8 protein-coding genes are annotated in these 20,210 nt (G+C 38.5%); 2 read left to right on the top strand and 6 right to left on the bottom strand.

Annotation, left to right across the window (positions count from 1 at the left end; genetic code table 11):
- Positions 1-126: 126 nt before the first annotated feature.
- Positions 127-543, bottom strand: a complete 417-nt coding sequence (locus CJ739_RS17590) for a hypothetical protein (protein ID WP_117177688.1) — start codon at positions 541-543, stop codon at positions 127-129.
- An 89-nt stretch (positions 544-632) separates the two neighbouring features.
- On the opposite strand from CJ739_RS17590, the gene pdxH reads away from it, so the two are divergent.
- Positions 633-1,280, top strand: coding sequence for a pyridoxamine 5'-phosphate oxidase (gene pdxH / locus CJ739_RS17585; protein ID WP_117177686.1), 648 nt, complete (start codon positions 633-635; stop codon positions 1,278-1,280).
- A 166-nt stretch (positions 1,281-1,446) separates the two neighbouring features.
- Positions 1,447-1,941 carry a CAP domain-containing protein gene (locus tag CJ739_RS17580; protein WP_117177684.1) on the top strand — a complete coding sequence of 165 codons (495 nt, stop codon included), beginning with the start codon at positions 1,447-1,449 and terminating at the stop codon, positions 1,939-1,941.
- 315 nt (positions 1,942-2,256) lie between these two features.
- Here the strand turns inward: CJ739_RS17580 and CJ739_RS17575 are convergent, their stop codons facing one another.
- The 5 genes from CJ739_RS17575 to CJ739_RS17555 form a co-directional block, all read right to left on the bottom strand.
- Complete coding sequence (locus CJ739_RS17575; RefSeq protein WP_117177682.1) at positions 2,257-3,156, bottom strand: thioredoxin family protein; 900 nt, start codon at positions 3,154-3,156, stop codon at positions 2,257-2,259.
- Positions 3,157-3,505: 349 nt separating this feature from the next.
- On the bottom strand, positions 3,506-5,419 hold the full coding sequence (locus CJ739_RS17570; protein ID WP_117177680.1) for an OmpA family protein: 1,914 nt from the start codon (positions 5,417-5,419) through the stop codon (positions 3,506-3,508).
- A gap of 74 nt (positions 5,420-5,493) precedes the next feature.
- Positions 5,494-7,410 (bottom strand): OmpA family protein, encoded by a 1,917-nt coding sequence (locus tag CJ739_RS17565; RefSeq protein WP_236951543.1) that lies wholly within the window; start codon positions 7,408-7,410, stop codon positions 5,494-5,496.
- A 102-nt stretch (positions 7,411-7,512) separates the two neighbouring features.
- Positions 7,513-8,433, bottom strand: coding sequence for a PorP/SprF family type IX secretion system membrane protein (locus tag CJ739_RS17560; RefSeq protein WP_117177676.1), 921 nt, complete (start codon positions 8,431-8,433; stop codon positions 7,513-7,515).
- A 10-nt stretch (positions 8,434-8,443) separates the two neighbouring features.
- Entirely contained in the window at positions 8,444-19,663 is an 11,220-nt protein-coding gene (locus CJ739_RS17555) for a T9SS type B sorting domain-containing protein (RefSeq protein ID WP_117177674.1), read from the bottom strand.
- Positions 19,664-20,210: the final 547 nt, after the last annotated feature.

The raw sequence follows: 20,210 nt of genomic DNA, 5'->3' as shown, positions 1-20,210 counted from the left end.
CAAAATGAAACAGGCAAAACCTGTACTGAGCTTAGTCGAAGTATACCTCTATGGCTTTGCCTCGAGGATAGTCTGTTTCAAGAAATTTTTTATTTAGGAAGTTTGTAAGCTAAAAAAAGACTCGTTTCAAATGTTTTTCAATTCTTTTAAGTTAGAAATCCATTCTATGGCTTCGTCTAAAGAAAGACATCTTTTTATACTTTTTTTGTAAAATTGCTTTTCAAGGGTGGCATTCATAAAAGTCATGGTATTGTAAGTTACAATAGCTCCAGCTACAATAACACCGTACTCTTTATCAACTTTATTCCAAGTTTGTGGGTCTATTGAATATGAATTGGTTCTATTTGAGATATAACCAATTTGGGAATCTAAACCATAAAAGATGATTACTTCATCCATAACACTTTTTATCATTTCCCAATCAAAATGAACACCTTCATTTAATTCGGAAACAAAAAAATTTTCTAATAAATAAAAATCACCAAAGGGTCTTTCTATTTGGTAGTGCTTTAATTTATAATATTTAGAATCTTTAAATTTCATGTATGCTATTTAGGGCAGCACTAATTTATAAAGTTTAGCGACACAAAAAATCAAAATAGACTAATAAATTTTTCGTTATTTTGTCTATTATGGAAAAAGACTTAAGTAACTACCGAAAATCTTATGAAAAGAGTGAGCTTCTCCTAAAAGATGTTCCTGAAAACCCTATAGAGTTATTCCAAAAATGGTTTTATGAGGTTGACAAGTTTTTTGTTGAAGATGAAACAAATGCCATGACCATTTCTACTATTGGCTTGGACGGATTTCCGAAAAATAGGGTAGTGCTATTAAAACGATTTACCCATGAAGGTTTTATTTTTTACACCAGTTACAATAGTGATAAAGGTAAAGCCATTGCCAAAAACCCCAATGTATGCTTATCTTTTTTTTGGCATGGTGCCGAACGCCAAATAATTATTAAAGGTATAGCCGAAAAAATAGCTGAAAATTTAAGCGATGGTTATTTTGAGTCGAGACCACGCGGAAGTCAATTAGGAGCTTTAGTTTCTAACCAAAGTGAGGTTGTTGCTAGTAGGGCATATTTGGAACAAAAGTTATTGGATTTAGAAAAAACCTTTGAAGGTAAAGAAATACCCCGACCGGCACATTGGGGTGGCTATATTGTAAAACCGATTGAGATGGAATTTTGGCAAGGACGCCCCAATAGACTGCATGATAGAATACGATACCAACTTCAACCAGATTACAATTGGGAAATTAATCGACTATCTCCCTAATTCACATGATGAAATGCATAAAAATCGCTTTTGAATCTGCATTTCATCGATGTAATACAATAAATACCGATGTATTACGTGTCTTTAATCGATTTTAACATTTTTTTAACATTTACTTCGGATTAGGTGGTTAATTTTATAGAACCAAATCTAAAATTACCTACTTATGAAGTTATTTATGAAACTGCCTTTACTGGCATTGTTGGCTATTCTGAGCTTTTCCTGCACTACAGATAGCCTTGATGATAAAGCAGATGCTATAGAGCTAAGCCTTATTACCCCAGAAACAAAAACCATAGAAGTAGAAATACTTGAACTTATTAACAACCATAGACTGTCAATGGGTTTAACTGCTCTTTCTGATATGACAGTAGTTAAATCGGTAGCATTTACCCATACCGATTATATGGTAGATAACAATGAAGTATCCCATGCTAACTTTTACAAAAGAAGCGATTATTTAAAAGCAAATGCAGGTGCTACTAAAGTGTCTGAAAATGTAGCTTATGGGTACAGTTCTGCGGAATCGGTTGTAAGAGCTTGGTTAAAAAGCGACGGACACCGTGCAAACATTGAAGGTGATTTTACAAACTTCGATTTAGCGGCCGAACAAAATGCCGAAGGGAAGTGGTATTACACCAATATTTTTATAAAAAAATAGAGTTGTTTAAAAACGACTACGACATAACCTTATTAATGACTGTTTAGTAGCAAACTAAGTGTTGCATGTAATGTGCCACATTATAGAATTTAATAGGTTATTTTAATAACTTCATAGTTATTGAATTTAGCTTTTGGTATAAAATCCTCCTTTTTTGGGAGGATTTTTTTGGGGTTGGTTAGGACGAAAATAGGCGCTTAAGATAGTTTACTTTTTAACTTATTTCTTAGTTGGTATATGTTCCTAATAAAATTCAAATGAAGATGTAATTATTCCATAAGCAATTCGGGTATTTTAAAAGACAGTGCCGTTTTTTTATTTGCTCTCAAATAATTCAATAAGCTTTTTAGACATTGCTTTTGCTTTTGTTTTATTTTGAGATACTTTCATGTGTTCAGCTATGCTTTTATCTAAAAGTTCTCGATTATTAGTTTCAATTGCATAATGAGAACTATTAAAAATAATACTGAGTGAAGCTTTATACATTTCATAATCAATTTGAGAATTTTTAGCTTTGCCTTTGGACATTGCTACTATTTTTCGGTTATCAGGGTTAGATATTATACTATATCCCTTTCCTTCAACACTATTTTCATTATTAATTATTGTGTAAATAATGCTTTCACTTAAATAATCTGTTTCAGGAATTAATTTAAGATAGTCATCTAAAACATAGCTTTTTTTATCACCTATTTGGCAATTAAGTAACATATACTTAATTAGAAAGTCTTCATTAGTTTTCATTAGTGAGTATTGCTGATCCATCTGTTTGATTTTCTCAGGGGTATCTCTTAAATTAAGTGATTTTTTAGCTATTAAAATAAAATTTTTTGCGTCAATAAGACTAGTTTCCTTTAGAATTATATTACCGTTAGAATCTAAAAAGTAGTGTGTTGGAACACCTGAAGTAATACTTTTTAGTCTTTCAGATAGTGAATCTTGATATGTAGAATCCCTGTCAATATATATTTTTTTGCTTAAAAAATTGCTGGAGATAAATCTAGTTACAGAACTATCTATAAAAGTAGTTTTTTCCATTTCTTTACAGGGCCCACACCAAGTAGCAGTCATATTTACAAAAATCAACTTATCAAGTTTCTTTGCTTTTTTCATTAACAGGGATAATTCTATATTATGAAATTTAATAGAACTACTTTGTGAATTTAATTTAGAGAATCCTATAAGCAAAAGGAATATTGCAATTAAGTACTTCATTAATGATTTGTCTATTTAATTAGTTAGATTTAATTAGCTACTAATATAGTATAAATCTAACGAGTATAGTTGTTATCCATGAATTTTTGTAGGAGAATAGGTAATTTCCATTCTAGTAAAAACCAAAAAACCATCAAAGAAAGCTTCTCTGATGGTTTTAAATATTATTGAACTAAGCTTCAATTATTCCATTTTAATTATGAACTCATTTAAAGTTTTTCAATTTGCTAAAAAATTGCTGATTTCAGCTCTGTTTTTGCCTTTTCTTCCTTCCGTAGCGCTGCTATGCAACTCAAAAAAGCCTTCAACAGAACTAAAATCCCCTAATTTTCGCTTAATTTCAAAAACTTTAAATGAGTTCTATAATAAATTGTGTGCGTCTGTTTAATTGATGTTGTGCTTCTGTACATGGTATGGTGCCGTTACACGGGTTGGTTAATTTTTGTTCGCCATAGCCTTTGTATTCGGTTATTCTGGCAGAATCTACACCCTTATTTATTAAATAGTTATAAGTGGCTTTTGCTCTTTCTTCCGATAAAATATCGTTATATTCTGATGTGCCTCTAGAATCGGTGTGCGATTCAATTTTAATAACCATATTCGGATAGGTCGTCATCATTAAGTTTACAATTCTGTCTAATTCAACGGTACTATCGCGTCTTATATCATATTTATCAAAGTCGAAGTAAATAGGTTGTAGCTCTGTAATAGGCGTTACTTTTTTATCTGGATTTAACGATACATTTGCGCTAATGCTTGTTATGTTTCTATCAATACCTTTTGAGCTTACCGCTAAAGTGTTATCTATATAATCATCGTTTTTAACATGGATATAGTAATCTGCATCTCTATCTATATTAATGTCATAATGTCCATTTTCATCTGTTCGTAAGGAAGCAATGGGGCTACTGTTACCGTCGAGCAAGTTTACTGTAGCATTTGCTATAGGGGCATTTGTTTTAGCATCGGTTACGGTACCTTCAATTTTTAATAGAGGCACGCTGTTGTAGGCATAAATATCATCGCTACCCATACCACCATCTCTGTTAGATGCAAAATATCCAGATAAGCCATCTTCATTCATAAAGAAAGAGAAATCGTCTTTATTTGAGTTTACAGGAATACCTAAATTAATAACGCTAACAATTTTATTGGTTTCATCTGTAACCGTTCCAAAAATATCAAGTAAACCCAATCCTAAATGTCCATCGGAAGCCAAAAAAAGAGTTCCTTCATTATTTATAAAAGGAAAGCTTTCATTTTTATTGGTGTTAACGGGACTCCCTAAGTTTTGAGGTGTGCCATAACCATTACTGTTTATAGCTACATAATAAATATCGACACCTCCTAAACCTCCTGGCATATCGGAACTAAAGTATAGTTTTGTTTCATCGCTATTTAAAGCTGGGTGGGAAATGGAGTAGGTGTCGCTATTAAAAGGTAACTCTTCAATATTTTCCCATTTGCCATCAACTAATGTCGCTTTGTAAATTTTAAGGTTTGTAAGGCCTTTATCTGTTCTTCCTAAAACTTGTTCGTTGAAATCGTTTCTTGAAAAATACATGGTTTTACCATCTTTTGAAATGGTTAAAGGTCCTTCGTGATATACTGTGTTAACATCACCTTTTAATTTAGATTTATTGTCTGGAATACTGTCGGTACCAGATTTAGCTTTTACATAAATATCTAAAAAGGGCTCTTCGTTCCAACCATATATATGTTTTGATGATACGCCTTCATCTCTTGAAGAAACAAAATAAATGTATTCATCTTTTTCGTAAGCACTAAAATCGCTGTACTTCGAATTGAAATCAAAATCCTTTAAAAAATACTGTGGTTTTGCATTAAAAATATTGTTTATAAAATCGCCATCTTTTAAAAATTTAGATTCTTTAATGTTTCCACCAGTTTCTTCAAAGCGTTTTAACCACACACGTGATTCTTTATAATCTTTAACACCACGTAAGGCTTGTGCATAATTATAGTAATATTGATTTGGTATGTTAGGTTGCTCAATAACTTTTTTATAGTAAACCACCGCACTATCTGGGTTACGCATATAGGCATAACAATCGGCTAGTTGTCTCGTTGCATAATCTGCATTGTATTTTTTTGAGATAAGTTCTTTATACACATTGGCAGCATCAACAAATGAAAACTTGTTGAATAGGGTATCTGCTTTTTTTTGTAAACCAGACTGCGAAAAAGCAGCCATACTTAATGTCAAAACAATACCGGTTAATATGTAGTTTTTTAATCTCATGGGGTCTTTGTTCCTAACTAAAAAATCTAATAAAAGAGTTTTTATTTATTGAAACACACATTAGTCTATATATTTTATTCCATTTTAACAACTATAAATTGTGTACGTCTGTTTAATTGATGTGCCTCTTCTTCACATTTTGCACCATTTTCACAGCCATTTGTTAATCTACGTTCACCATAACCTTTGTGTTCTGTAATTCTAGCAGGATCTATGCCTTTAGAAATTAAGTAGTCGTAGGTCGAATTGGCTCTGTCTATAGATAATTTATCGTTATATGAAAGGGCGCCTCTAGAATCGGTATGCGACTCAATGCGGATTACCATTTCTGGATAATCGTTTGTCATTAAATTGACAATCTTGTCTAATTCTAAAGCTGCATCTTCCCTTATGTTGTGTTTATCATAATCGAAGTAAATGGTGTTTAATTCAGCTAGTTTTATAACATCAGGTAAAGGATTCAATAATAAATTGGCTGTTATTGTTGTAAGCTCAGTTTGAATGTTCTTAGATGTAAATGTTCTATAGTCATCTATGTATTTTTTCTGACTAGCGACAATTTTATAGTCTTTATTTCTATCTATATTTATTTGATAAAAACCATTTTCATCGGTTTCCATGTAGGCTATTTGATTATTCTTATCATCAAATAATGTAATTATGGATTTCGGAATAGGTTTTGTATTAATAGCATCAGTTACAACACCTTCAACTTGTAATGTTGGTACTCTATGGAATGCATAAATATCATCGTCACCACGCCCTCCAGGTCTGTTAGATGCAAAATAACCTGTAACGCCATTTGGGCTCATGGTAAACGAAAAGTCATCTTTATTGGAATTTACAGGAACACCTAAGTTAATAACATCAATAATCTCGTCATTCTCACCTTTAATAGTTCCAAATATATCTAACAAGCCTAAGCCTGTGTGTCCGTCGGAAGAAAAGAACAATGTACCTTCATTATTTATAAAGGGAAACCCTTCAGCACTTTCTGTGTTTACTACTTCTCCAATATTTTGAGGGTCTGTTAGTGTGCCATCTGAATGGATGTCAACTACCCAAATATCAGAACCACCGTAACCTCCAGGTCTGTCTGAAGTGAAGTATAATTTGGTGTCATCGCTATTTAAAGCCGCATGTTGTGTTGAAAATTCGTCACTATTTATTGATAGGTCTTCAATGTCTGTCCATATGCTATCTCTTAAAGTAGCTCTATAGATTTTCATATTGGTAAGTCCTTTTTTGTCTTTTACTTCAACATTATCTTTATAATTATTTCTAGAAAAATACATGGTTCTGCCATCCTTTGTAATAGTAACAGGACCATCATGGTAAATGGAGTTTATGTCTCCTTTTGCTTTTGCGGTATGGTCTACATTTCTTTTGGCACCTACTTCGGTAATGTAAACATCCAAAAAGGGTTGTTCGTTCCATCCGTATAAACGTTTTACGGCAACACCTTCATCTCTAGATGAAGCAAAGTAAATTTTCCCATTGTGTTCAAAAGCTCCAAAATCGCTAAACTTGGAATTGAACTGAACTTTGTCTAAAAAGTATTGTTGTTTAGCACCAAAAACACTTGTTATAAAGTTGATGTCTTTAGAAAAATCGTTAGCATTAACAACACCACCAGAATCTTTGTAGCGTTGTAGCCACTCTTGGGATTCGTCGTACTTTTTCATACCTCTTAGCGACTGCGCATATTTATAGTAATATTCTATAGGTACATTTTCTTGTTTAACAACGGTTTTATAGTATCTAGATGCGCTGTTTGGGTCTCTTAAAAAGGCATAACAATCGGCAAGTTGCCTAGTAGCATAGTCTTTATTGTAATTATTGTCAATAAGCTCTTTATAAACTTCGGCAGCTTTAACAAAAGAGAATTTATTGAATAAGGTATCTGCTCGTTTTTGCTTTCCTTGTTGTGAAAACATGGAGATACTAAGCATTAATGCGATACAAACTAATATGTAATTTTTAACTTTCATACGAAGAAAATATTTGTTTTTAGTGACATATGGTATCGCCATTTTCATAGGTGTTTTTCTGCGACAAATTTGATGTTAATAGCGATTTCATAAAAAATAGTATTAGAAATATCTTGGTGATTTTAATTTAGAACTCAAGAACTTGAATTCATACATAAGTAATATTTCGTGGGTTCCAGTAGTATAGCGGGCAATTTCTGAGATTGGTTTTTCGTAAGCATACCCAACACGTAATTGTCTGGATATTTGAAAATCTACAATACCACCTATGGCTGCGGTTTTTTCATTAATTCTATACGAGCCACCTAACCAAAACTTTTCGTTGTACAAGAAATTGGCCGTTAAATCGTAAGAAAGAGGAGCTCCATTAGTAGCTTTAACTAAAAATGCTGGTTTTAGCTTAAAACTTTGACTTAGGTCTACAACGACACCACCTGTAAAATAGTAACTTAATCTATCTAAGGCTTCAAAGCCTTCTTCGGTATTTTTATCGGTGTTTAATACTCTAGGTGTTGATAAACCAAAATAGACTCTGTTAGTACTCCAATAGATTCCAAGACCAACATTAGGTGTCCAACGGTCTTCTATACCATAGATAGAAGGGTCAAAACTTTCCGTTTCGCGAAAATCGGGATCCAAACTATATTGGGTAAAACCACCTTTAATACCAAAAGCAAGTTTTCCAGTTCTTCCTGTTGGAATAGCATATGAGAAATCTCCATATAAATAGGTGAAATTCTCAGGGCCTAAATCATCTTCAATAAAAGATAATCCAACACCAACTCTATCGTTTCTTAGAGGTGTGTGTATAGACAGTGTTTGTGTTATTGGACCACCTTTAAAACCAACCCATTGGCTTCGGTGCAATCCAACAATACTTAAAGCTTCTCTACTACCTGCATACGCTGGGTTAATAGAGATTGTATTGTACATATACTGTGTGAACTGCGGTAACTGTTGTGCAACTCCAACCGTACAGCTTAACAATGCAATAGCGACTATATTATGTTTAATAAATTTCATAGGTCAAGTTTTATTTGGTTCCTAAGTAAACAGGTCCTGTAAATGGTGCCAATCCACTATCTTTTAAAGTTACTATGTAATAATAAGTTCCATTTGGTACTGTACTAGCTGCACCAATAGATTTTTTACTGGCGGAACCTTTCCATTCCCCCATGTTTTCTCCAACGGTATAACTATTAGATTCAAAAATTAATGCGCCCCAACGGTTAAATATCTTAACATCGGCAGTGAATCCGCATAATTCAATACCTGTAATATCAAAGGATTCATTGTAAGCATCCCCATTAGGTGTTACTGCTTTAGATATTGCAACGTCGTTTTCGCCACAAGGTAATACCACACAATCGGCATTTATATTCATGGTTACTTCGGTAATGCTTATGCAACCATTATCTGTTGTTGTGTACCAGAATTTATAATCCATACCACCACTATCTGGAAGGAAATCGTCACCAAGTTCAAGCGTTGTTGGGTTGAAAATACTACCAGTTAGTGTTGCTGCTGGGTTGCCTTCAATTAGTTCCCAAGTTCCATTTGTATTTAATGTACTAGGAACAAAATCGTTTAGATTCACAATACCATCATCAAAACATTTTTTCCCAGCGTCTACATATGTTTCTCTTTGATCAAGAGTCACGATAAGAATTTGTTTGTATACTGCTTCATTGCCACATGCGTCTCTAACGGTCCATGTTCTAACAATTTCATAATCGTTATAAACATTATCTTGAAAGGTATTTGTTTCATTAAATACCACGACAATATTAGCCGAAGACGAACAATTATCGGTAAACGTTAGCGCAGGGGCTTGTGGGATGTTGGTACAACTCACATTTAAAACCTCGTCGAACGTAGCGGTAGGCACTGGTGCTTGGGTGTCTTGTACGGTTATAATTTGCGTGTGTTTAGTTATTAAACCACACTCATCAGTAGCTGTCCAAGTACGGGCAATGATATAATTATTAGGACAATCACCATTTGTTACAGCGTCGATTATTGATACCGTAGCCGTTCCACAATTATCGGTAGCAGTTAATGTTTCAGCAGTAGGTATTGCATCACACGCCACGGTAATATTGGTTGGAAGGGTTGTTTGCACAAATTGTGGTGCCTTCGTGTCTTGAACAGTTATAATTTGTGTATGTTTTGTTGTATTGCCACATTCATCAGTAGCAGTCCAAGTACGAGTAAGTGTATAGTTCTTTGGGCAACTTCCATTTGTTCTTGCATCGTTAACAGAAACCGTTGCAGAACCACAGTTATCGGTAGCTGTTAAAGTTTCTGCTACAGGTACAGCATCACATTCTACGACTAAATTTGTAGGAGGTAATGTTTCAACAAAAGTCGGAGGCGTTGTATCTTGAACTGTTATCGTTTGAATATGCGTTTTTGTTAGTCCACATTCGTCCGTCGCAATCCAAGTACGTGTGATGGTATAGTTATTAACACAATTTCCGTCAGCTCTAACATCATTCACTGTTACAGTAGCAGTTCCACAATTATCTGTAGCCGTCAATGTTTCGGCAGCAGGTACTGCGGTACACTCAACAGTGACATTTCCTGGAAGGTTTGTTTCTACGAATTCAGGAGCTGTCGTATCAGAAATTGAAATAACCTGGTCTGCAGTAGCCTCATTGCCACAAGCATCGGTCGCCTTCCAAGTACGGGTTATAGTGTAAGTACCGGAACAAGCACCATCCGTTCTTTTATCTTCATAGCTTATAGCAGGATTATCATCGCAATTATCGGTAGCTGTTGCGCTTCCAAAGGCAATTGGAGATAAGTCGTCACTACATTCGGCACTGACATTAACTGGTAATGAAAGTACTGGAGGCGTTGTATCCTGCACAGTAATAGTTTGAGTATGTTCTACAGAAGAACCACAGATATCTGTTGCTTTCCATGTTCTTACTAATTCATAATAGGAAGCACATTCCCCATTTATTCTTGTTTCATTATAGATAACATTTACTTCTCCACAGTTTGTTGAAGCAGTAAGTACATCTGCATTTGGTATGTTGTCACATTCAACTGTAATATTGCTAGGAAGATTTTGTTGATCTAAAGCAACTGGAGTAGGTTTAGTATATGTATATGTAGCGGTAGAAGTGCTAATTCCACATAAATCTTGTACTTGCCATGTAATAGTTAATGAACCACCAGTACAAAAATCAATGGATTGTGAAGCAAAATCATTTGTAACTATAGGAGAACATCCTCCTTCTAAACTAGTATTAATAATAGAAGTTTGATTGTTGACCCAAGCAGTGATATCTGCATTAAGACTTGATTGCGCTATAATAGCATCATATAGGTCAAATTCACATGCCGTAGACGAGTCGTCTTCAGGCGCGGTATAAGTGATGGCCGTAGGCGCTGTCAGGTTAAAATCGGCGGACACTTCAATGGTCTCGCATAAATCGGAGATGGTCCATTTTACGGTAGCTGTTCCACCGGTACATAGCTCGGGAACCGTCACCGACGCACTGTCATTGTCCAGTACAGGCGAGCATCCGTTGGCGATGGCAAAGGCATTGGTCTGGGCGGTAACCCATGTGCTGAATGCCGTGTTCACTTCCGTTTGGTCTGCATAGTCACAAGACTGTAGGTCGGCGTCTTCAGGCGCGGTATATGTGATGGCCGTAGGCGCGTTAATCGTATAGGTTGCAGATCTATTGATAGTTTCACAAATATCCTCAATGGTCCAGTTGACAGTGATACTGCCTCCATCGCATAAAGCAATGGATTGGTCTGTATGGTCATGGCTTACCGTCGGCGAACCTCCGGTAAGGCTGTTTGTGATAATGTCAGTTTGAGCACTTACCCATGCAGCAATATCGGCATCGAGATTGGTTTGTGCCAGTGCGGGGCTGTCATTGTCAAAATCACAAGCATCTGCTACTTTACTGGAAGGGTCGGTAAAAGCGATGCCTTCCGGTTGGGTAAAGGTATAGGTTGCGGTAATGGAATTGATAGTCTCGCATAAATCGGTAATTGTCCATGTAATGGCAATACTTCCAGAATTACAAAAGGTAATGGATTGGTTTGTATAGTCATTGGTTACAACAGGATCACATCCACCTGATACACTATTGGTAATGGCAGTGTTTTGAGCTGTTATCCAGGCTGCAATATCAGCATCAAGATTGGCTTGGGCAACAGCAGCATCTGGGTCATCAAACTCAGAAGCAACGGACGTGTCGTTTGAAGGCGCGTTATAAGTGATTGCCACAGGCGCTGTCAGGTTAAAATCAGCGGACACTTCAATGGTCTCGCACAAATCGGAGATGGTCCATTTTACGGTAGCTGTTCCACCGGTACATAGTTCTGGAACCGTCACCGACGCACTGTCATTGGTCAGTACGGGCGCACATCCGTTAGCGATGGCAAAGGCATTGGTCTGGGCGGTAACCCATGTGCTGAATGCCGTGTTCACTTCCGTTTGGTCTGCATAGTCACAAGACTGTAGGTCAGTTCCAACAGGTGCGTTATAAGTAATGGCCGTAGGCGCTGTCAAGTTGAAATCGGCGGACACTTCAATGGTCTCGCACAAATCGGAGATGGTCCATTTTACGGTAGCTGTCCCACCGGTACATAGTTCTGGAACCGTCACCGACGCACTGTCATTGGTCAGTACGGGCGCACATCCGTTGGCGATGGCAAAGGCATTGGTCTGGGCGGTAACCCATGTGCTGAATGCCGTGTTCACTTCCGTTTGGTCTGCATAGTCACAAGACTGTAGGTCAGTTCCAACAGGTGCGTTATAAGTAATGGCCGTAGGCGCTGTCAGGTTAAAATCGGCGGACACTTCTATGGTCTCGCACAAATCGGAGATGGTCCATTTTACGGTAGCTGTTCCACCGGTACATAGCTCGGGAACCGTCACCGATGCACTGTCATTGTCCAGTACAGGCGAGCATCCGTTGGCGATGGCAAAGGCATTGGTCTGGGCGGTAACCCATGTGCTGAATGCCGTGTTCACTTCCGTTTGGTCTGCATAGTCACAAGACTGTAGGTCAGTTCCAACAGGTGCGTTATAAGTAATGGCCGTAGGCGCTGTCAGGTTAAAATCGGCGGACACTTCAATGGTCTCGCATAAATCGGAGATGGTCCATTTTACGGTAGCTGTTCCACCGGTACATAGCTCGGGAACCGTCACCGACGCACTGTCATTGTCCAGTACAGGCGAGCATCCGTTGGCGATGGCAAAGGCATTGGTCTGGGCGGTAACCCATGTGCTGAATGCCGTGTTCACTTCCGTTTGGTCTGCGTAGTCACAAGACTGTAGGTCGGCGTCTTCAGGCGCGGTATATGTGATGGCCGTAGGCGCGTTCAGCGTATAGGTTGCAGATCTATTGATAGTTTCACAAATATCCTCAATAATCCAGTTGACAGTGATACTGCCTCCATCGCATAAAGCAATGGATTGGTCTGTATGGTCATGGCTTACCGTCGGCGAACCTCCAGTAAGGCTGTTTGTAATAATGTCAGTTTGTGCACTTACCCATGCAGCAATATCGGCATCGAGATTGGTTTGTGCCAGTGCGGGGCTGTCATTGTCAAAATCACAAGCATCTGCTACTTTACTGGAAGGGTCCGTAAAAGCGATGCCTTCCGGTTGGGTAAAGGTATAGGTTGCGGTAATGGAATTGATAGTCTCGCATAAATCGGTAATTGTCCATGTAATGGCAATACTTCCGGAATTACAAAAAGTAATGGATTGGTTTGTATAGTCATTGGTTACAACAGGATCACACCCACCGGATACACTATTGGTAATGGTAGCGTTTTGAGCGGTTATCCAGGCTGCAATATCATCATCAAGATTGGCTTGGGCAACAGCAGTATCTGGGTCATCAAACTCAGAAGCAACGGACGTGTAGTTTGAAGGTGCGTTATAAGTGATTGCCACAGGCGCTGTCAGGTTAAAATCAGCGGACACTTCAATGGTCTCGCACAAATCGGAGATGGTCCATTTTACGGTAGCTGTTCCACCGGTACATAGCTCGGGAACCGTCACCGACGCACTGTCATTGGTCAGTATGGGCGCACATCCGTTGGCGATGGCAAAGGCATTGGTCTGGGCGGTAACCCATGTGCTGAATGCCGTGTTCACTTCCGTTTGGTCTGCATAGTCACAAGACTGTAGGTCAGTTCCAACAGGTGCGTTATAAGTAATGGCCGTAGGCGCTGTCAAGTTGAAATCGGCGGACACTTCAATGGTCTCGCACAAATCGGAGATGGTCCATTTTACTGTAGTGGTCCCACCGGTACATAGTTCTGGAACCGTCACCGACGCACTGTCATTGGTCAGTACGGGCGCGCATCCGTTGGCGATGGCAAAGGCATTGGTCTGGGCGGTAACCCATGTGCTGAATGCCGTGTTCACTTCCGTTTGGTCTGCATAGTCACAAGACTGTAGGTCAGTTCCAACAGGTGCGTTATAAGTAATGGCCGCAGGTGCAGTCAGGTTAAAATCGGCGGACACTTCAATGGTCTCGCATAAATCGGAGATGGTCCATTTTACGGTAGCGGTCCCACCGGTACATAACTCGGGAACCGTCACCGACGCACTGTCATTGGTCAGTACGGGCGCGCATCCGTTGGCGATGGCAAAGGCATTGGTCTGGGCGGTAACCCATGTGCTGAATGCCGTGTTCACTTCCGTTTGGTCTGCATAGTCACAAGACTGTAGGTCAGTTCCAACAGGTGCGTTATAAGTAATGGCCGTAGGCGCTGTCAGGTTAAAATCGGCGGACACTTCAATGGTCTCGCACAAATCGGAGATGGTCCATTTTACGGTAGCTGTTCCACCGGTACATAGCTCGGGAACCGTCACCGACGCACTGTCATTGTCCAGTACGGGAGAGCATCCGTTGGCGATGGCAAAGGCATTGGTCTGGGCGGTAACCCATGTGCTGAATGCCGAGCTCACTTCCGTTTGGTCTGCGTAGTCACAAGACTGTAGGTCGGCGTCTTCAGGCGCGGTATATGTGATGGCCGTAGGCGCGTTAATCGTATAGGTTGCAGATCTATTGATAGTTTCACAAATATCCTCAATGGTCCAGTTGACAGTGATACTGCCTCCATCGCATAAAGCAATGGATTGGTCTGTATGGTCATGGCTTACCGTCGGCGAACCTCCGGTAAGGCTGTTTGTAATAATGTCAGTTTGTGCACTTACCCATGCAGCAATATCGGCATCTAGATTGGTTTGTGCCAGTGCGGGGCTGTCATTGTCAAAATCACAAGCATCTGCTACTTTACTGGAAGGGTCCGTAAAAGCGATGCCTTCCGGTTGGGTAAAGGTATAGGTTGCGGTAATGGAATTGATAGTCTCGCATAAATCGGTAATTGTCCATGTAATGGCAATACTTCCGGAATTACAAAAAGTAATGGATTGGTTTGTATAGTCATTGGTTACAACAGGATCACACCCACCGGATACACTATTGGTAATGGTAGCGTTTTGAGCGGTTATCCAGGCTGCAATATCAGCATCAAGATTGGCTTGGGCAACAGCAGCATCTGGATCGTCAAACTCAGAAGCAACGGACGTGTCGTTAGAAGGCGCGTTATAAGTGATGGCCACAGGCGCTGTCAGGTTAAAATCGGCGGACACTTCAATGGTCTCGCACAAATCGGAGATGGTCCATTTTACTGTAGCTGTTCCACCGTTACATAGCTCGGGAACCGTCACCGACGCACTGTCATTGGTCAGTACGGGCGCGCATCCGTTGGCGATGGCAAAGGCATTGGTCTGGGCGGTAACCCATGTGCTGAATGCTGTGTTCACTTCCGTTTGGTTTGTATAATCACAAGACTGTAGGTCGGCGTCTTCAGGTGCCGTATAGGTTATGGCCGGAGGTGCCGTTAGTGTATATGTAGTTGTATGTGTATGGTTTACTTCACATTTATCGTTAGTAAGCCAAGTTATTATGATTTCACCACCAGTACATATATCTATGGTTTGGTTTGTAAAGTTGTGGGTAGTAAAAGGAGCGCATCCTCCTTCATAGCTATCATCCATTTTTATTATTTCAGCATCAACCCATTCAGCAAATTTAGTGTCAAAATCTTCTTGATTTTCAAAATCACAAGCACTTACTGTAACAGGATCAGGAAAGTAATGATTAATTCCAGCTGGTTTAGTTAAGGTATATGTAGCAGCAACAGTTGATTCTGTACAATTGTCTTTTATTGTCCAATTAATAGTAAGAGAGCCGCCAGTACACATATCAATAGATTGGCTTGTAAAATCATTAGTTATATTAGGAGAACAACCGCCAGTTAAGTTATTGGTAATAGTAGCTGTTTGGCTGTTTACCCAATTAGCAATATCATTATCAATAGCGTTTTGATCTGTGAAATCACAAGACTGAAGATCTGCATCCATTGGGGTATTATAAGTGATAGTAACAGGAGCCGTAGCTTTGAAGCTAGCGGTTACAGAATCGGAAGTACAACCATCGTCAGCAGAATAGGTTAAAGAAATATCAACGTTAGAACAAATACTTAATGTACTGGCTAAAACGGGAGCCGTAGTGAAATCACCATCGCTACCACAACCATTCTCAACAGTAGAGAAAGTGCTTAACCAAGCAGTATAGGCATTTTGTAAAGCAGTGTCATCAGCATAGAAACATGCAGCGGTATCAACATCGCCAGGGCCAGTTACATCAACCGTAGGAGCCGCCGTAGCTTTGAAGCTGGCGGTTACAGAATCGGAAGTACAACCATCGTCAGCAGAATAGGTTAAAGAAATATCAACGTTAGAACAAATACTTAATGTACTGGCTAAAACGGGAGCCGTAGTGAAATCACCATCGCTACCACAACCGTTCTCAACAGTAGAGAAAGTGCTTAACCAAGCAGTATAGGCATTTTGTAAAGCAGTGTCATCAGCATAGAAACATGCAGCGGTATCGACATCGCCAGGGCCAGTCACATCAACCGTAGGAGCCGCCGTAGCTTTGAAGCTGGCGGTTACAGAATCGGAAGTACAACCATCGTCAGCAGAATAGGTTAAAGAAACATCAACGTTAGAACAAATACTTAATGTACTGGCTAAAACGGGAGCCGTAGTGAAATCACCATCGCTACCACAACCATTCTCAACAGTAGAGAAAGTGCTTAACCAAGCAGTATAGGCATTTTGTAAAGCTGTGTCATCAGCATAGAAACATGCAGCAGTATCAACATCGCCAGGGCCAGTCACATCAACCGTAGGAGCCGCCGTAGCTTTGAAGCTGGCGGTTACAGAATCGGAAGTACAACCATCGTCAGCAGAATAGGTTAAAGAAACATCAACGTTAGAACAAATACTTAATGTACTGGCTAAAACGGGAGCCGTAGTGAAATCACCATCGCTACCACAACCATTCTCAACAGTAGAGAAAGTGCTTAACCAAGCAGTATAAGCATTTTGTAAAGCAGTGTCATCAGCATAGAAACATGCAGCAGTATCAACATCGCCAGGGCCAGTTACATCAACCGTAGGAGCCGCCGTAGCTTTGAAGCTGGCGGTTACAGAATCGGAAGTACAACCATCGTCAGCAGAATAGGTTAAAGAAATATCAACGTTAGAACAAATACTTAATGTACTGGCTAAAACGGGAGCCGTAGTGAAATCACCATCGCTACCACAACCATTCTCAACAGTAGAGAAAGTGCTTAACCAAGCAGTATAAGCATTTTGTAAAGCAGTGTCATCAGCATAGAAACATGCAGCGGTATCAACATCGCCAGGGCCAGTCACATCAACCGTAGGAGCCGCCGTAGCTTTGAAGCTAGCGGTTACAGAATCGGAAGTACAACCATCGTCAGCAGAATAGGTTAAAGAAACATCAACGTTAGAACAAATACTTAATGTACTGGCTAAAACGGGAGCCGTAGTGAAATCACCATCGCTACCACAACCATTCTCAACAGTAGAGAAAGTGCTTAACCAAGCAGTATAGGCATTTTGTAAAGCAGTGTCATCAGCATAGAAACATGCAGCGGTATCGACATTGCCGGGACCAGTCACATCAACCGTAGGAGCCGCCGTAGCTTTGAAGCTGGCGGTTACAGAATCGGAAGTACAACCATCGTCAGCAGAATAGGTTAAAGAAACATCAACGTTAGAACAAATACTTAATGTACTGGCTAAAACGGGAGCCGTAGTGAAATCACCATCGCTACCACAACCATTCTCAACAGTAGAGAAAGTGCTTAACCAAGCAGTATAGGCATTTTGTAAAGCAGTGTCATCAGCATAGAAACAAGCAGCGGTATCAACATCGCCAGGGCCAGTTACATCAACCGTAGGAGCCGCCGTAGCTTTGAAGCTGGCGGTTACAGAATCGGAAGTACAACCATCGTCAGCAGAATAGGTTAAAGAAATATCAACGTTAGAACAAATACTTAATGTACTGGCTAAAACGGGAGCCGTAGTGAAATCACCATCGCTACCACAACCATTCTCAACAGTAGAGAAAGTGTTTAACCAAGCAGTATAAGCATTTTGTAAAGCAGTGTCATCAGCATAGAAACATGCAGCGGTATCGACATTGCCGGGACCAGTTACATCAACAGCGGGTGAAGCAACTACTTTAAAAGTTGATAGTCCCGATTCTGAACTGCCACAATTTGTAGCCGTAAGTGTAAAACTTAAATCTGCACCATTACAAGCAACATCGGCAGGAAGTTCTGGGAAACTAGCCATATTATCAGTTGGGCTACATCCTCCAGAAACTGTGAATCCATTTTTCCATGTATTGTAAGCAGTAAGAATATCTGCTTCTGAAGTACAAGCAACTAAATTAACTGCTGATGGCGCTGTTACATTAATAACTGGAGTGTTAATATTTATTGTTTGAACAGCAGTTGCAGTTTTCCCACAGTCATCTGTTATAGTAAATGTTCTAGTTACTATTATTGGACAACTAGCATTGGTTATAACATCTATATAGGTAATACTAGCAATAGTTCCATCATCAGAAGCTGTGTAATCACCATTGACATAGGTATCTTTTATATCATTTGATCCGTCTGAATCATAAAGAAATCGCGCTGTGCCCACTGTAATTGCAGATACATCACAACCTTCTATATTTAAAGGTGTAGGGGCTGTAATGGTTGGATTGTTATCAGTAATAACGACTTCTTTGTCTACAGTTACAACATTACAAGGTGGAAGACCATCGGGGTCAGTAACCGTTAATGATACATTATATGTGTCACTTGTAGCATATGTATGTGAAGGATTTTGTAAAGAACTAGTAGCACTACCATCACCAAAATCCCATGAATAAGTTAGATTAGCACCTCCATTAGTTGTTGAAGCTGTGAAATCAACATTTAAATTACATGTTTCTCCAGCTCCAGGGCTTATTGCCATGGTAGTTGCACTTAAACCCTCTAAAAAAACAATCTCTATATCTGCGTTAACAGTCACAAATTTATTAATACATTCATCACTTAATGACACTGTAACTTCAATATTAAATACATAAGTGCCTGGTTCAGATACAGTAACAATTGGGTCTTCTACTGTGTTATTTGGATCGAAATTAACTGTTGCACCTATAGGGGCCGATTTAACCGTCCATAAATAAGTCGGGTTTCCTTCAACAAATCCATTTAATTGAACATCAATTGAAGTAGGGACAAAACAAACTTGGTTATCGGTTCCAGAAATAACTGCAAAGTCTGGATCTATTTGAATGGTACCGCCAGCAGCTATTACATCACTAAAAATAATACATACATTACCTTCACCTGTACATGCTGAATACTCAAAACCACCGATATCGATTCTTCTATTGTTATTACATGGACCACTAGAAGATATTGCTCCAGCACCTCCATGGGAAGTATTCTGTTCAGTGGTGTTTTCAATGACTATAGCAGAATTGGGAGCTAATGTTAAAGTTACATTGGCATACCACATAATTTGTCCACCATCTTCAATAATTAATCTATCAATAGTGCTAGGAATAGTAATATTGGTGTAAAGTTGTATTTGAACACCGTCTGAAATAGTGATAGTACCAGTACAGTTATTAGTATTTATATAGGCTACTAATTCTGCGCCTGTCATTACATTGTCACCACCAGTTGCAGCGGTATCAATAATACAGTCTGCATTGACTTGTAAAAGTCCTATAAATAGAAAAACAATGGCAAACAAATAATGCTTTATTTGTATACTTGTTTTTAATAACAGATTAAATGTAGTTGTTTTCATAGGCCGAAAAATTAAGTAACAAATATTACTTTAGTTTTAATTGAGATGATTATTGAATTACAGTATTACAATTTTTTATTGCAATCTAATTTAATTCCTGTAAAGTAGTGAGGGAAGAGTATCTGGTTAGGTTAATCGATACTAAAACTTAATAGAGAAATTAGATTTGGGATCATAATTTTATATTTATAAACAAAAGAACATACACATATCTATCTTTTCAAAAAAAAATGTTAAAAACCTTAAAAAAACGACAAAGGGAATAATACAAACACTTAATCGGTTTTAAATGATTATTCAACGACGGGCAAATTTTTTAAATTGGTTATTATTAGTTAATTTAGGTTAATAGCTATGTTAAAAATTAAATTGACATGTATTTTTACATTATTTTAAAAAGCAAATAAAATGAATTACATCGATAAAAACAACTTTTTATCGATAATATTTACATTTAATCGAATATTATGAAATCGCCATTAACAAAAAGTTTGTATAAACAAGCACCGATGAAAGGTAAAGAAAGGGTTAAGGATTAATAAATAAA

This window comes from Mariniflexile sp. TRM1-10, assembly GCF_003425985.1.
Classification (GTDB): domain Bacteria; phylum Bacteroidota; class Bacteroidia; order Flavobacteriales; family Flavobacteriaceae; genus Mariniflexile.
Note: the sequence above shows the minus strand (reverse complement) of the source record. Positions and strands in the feature narration are given on the sequence as shown.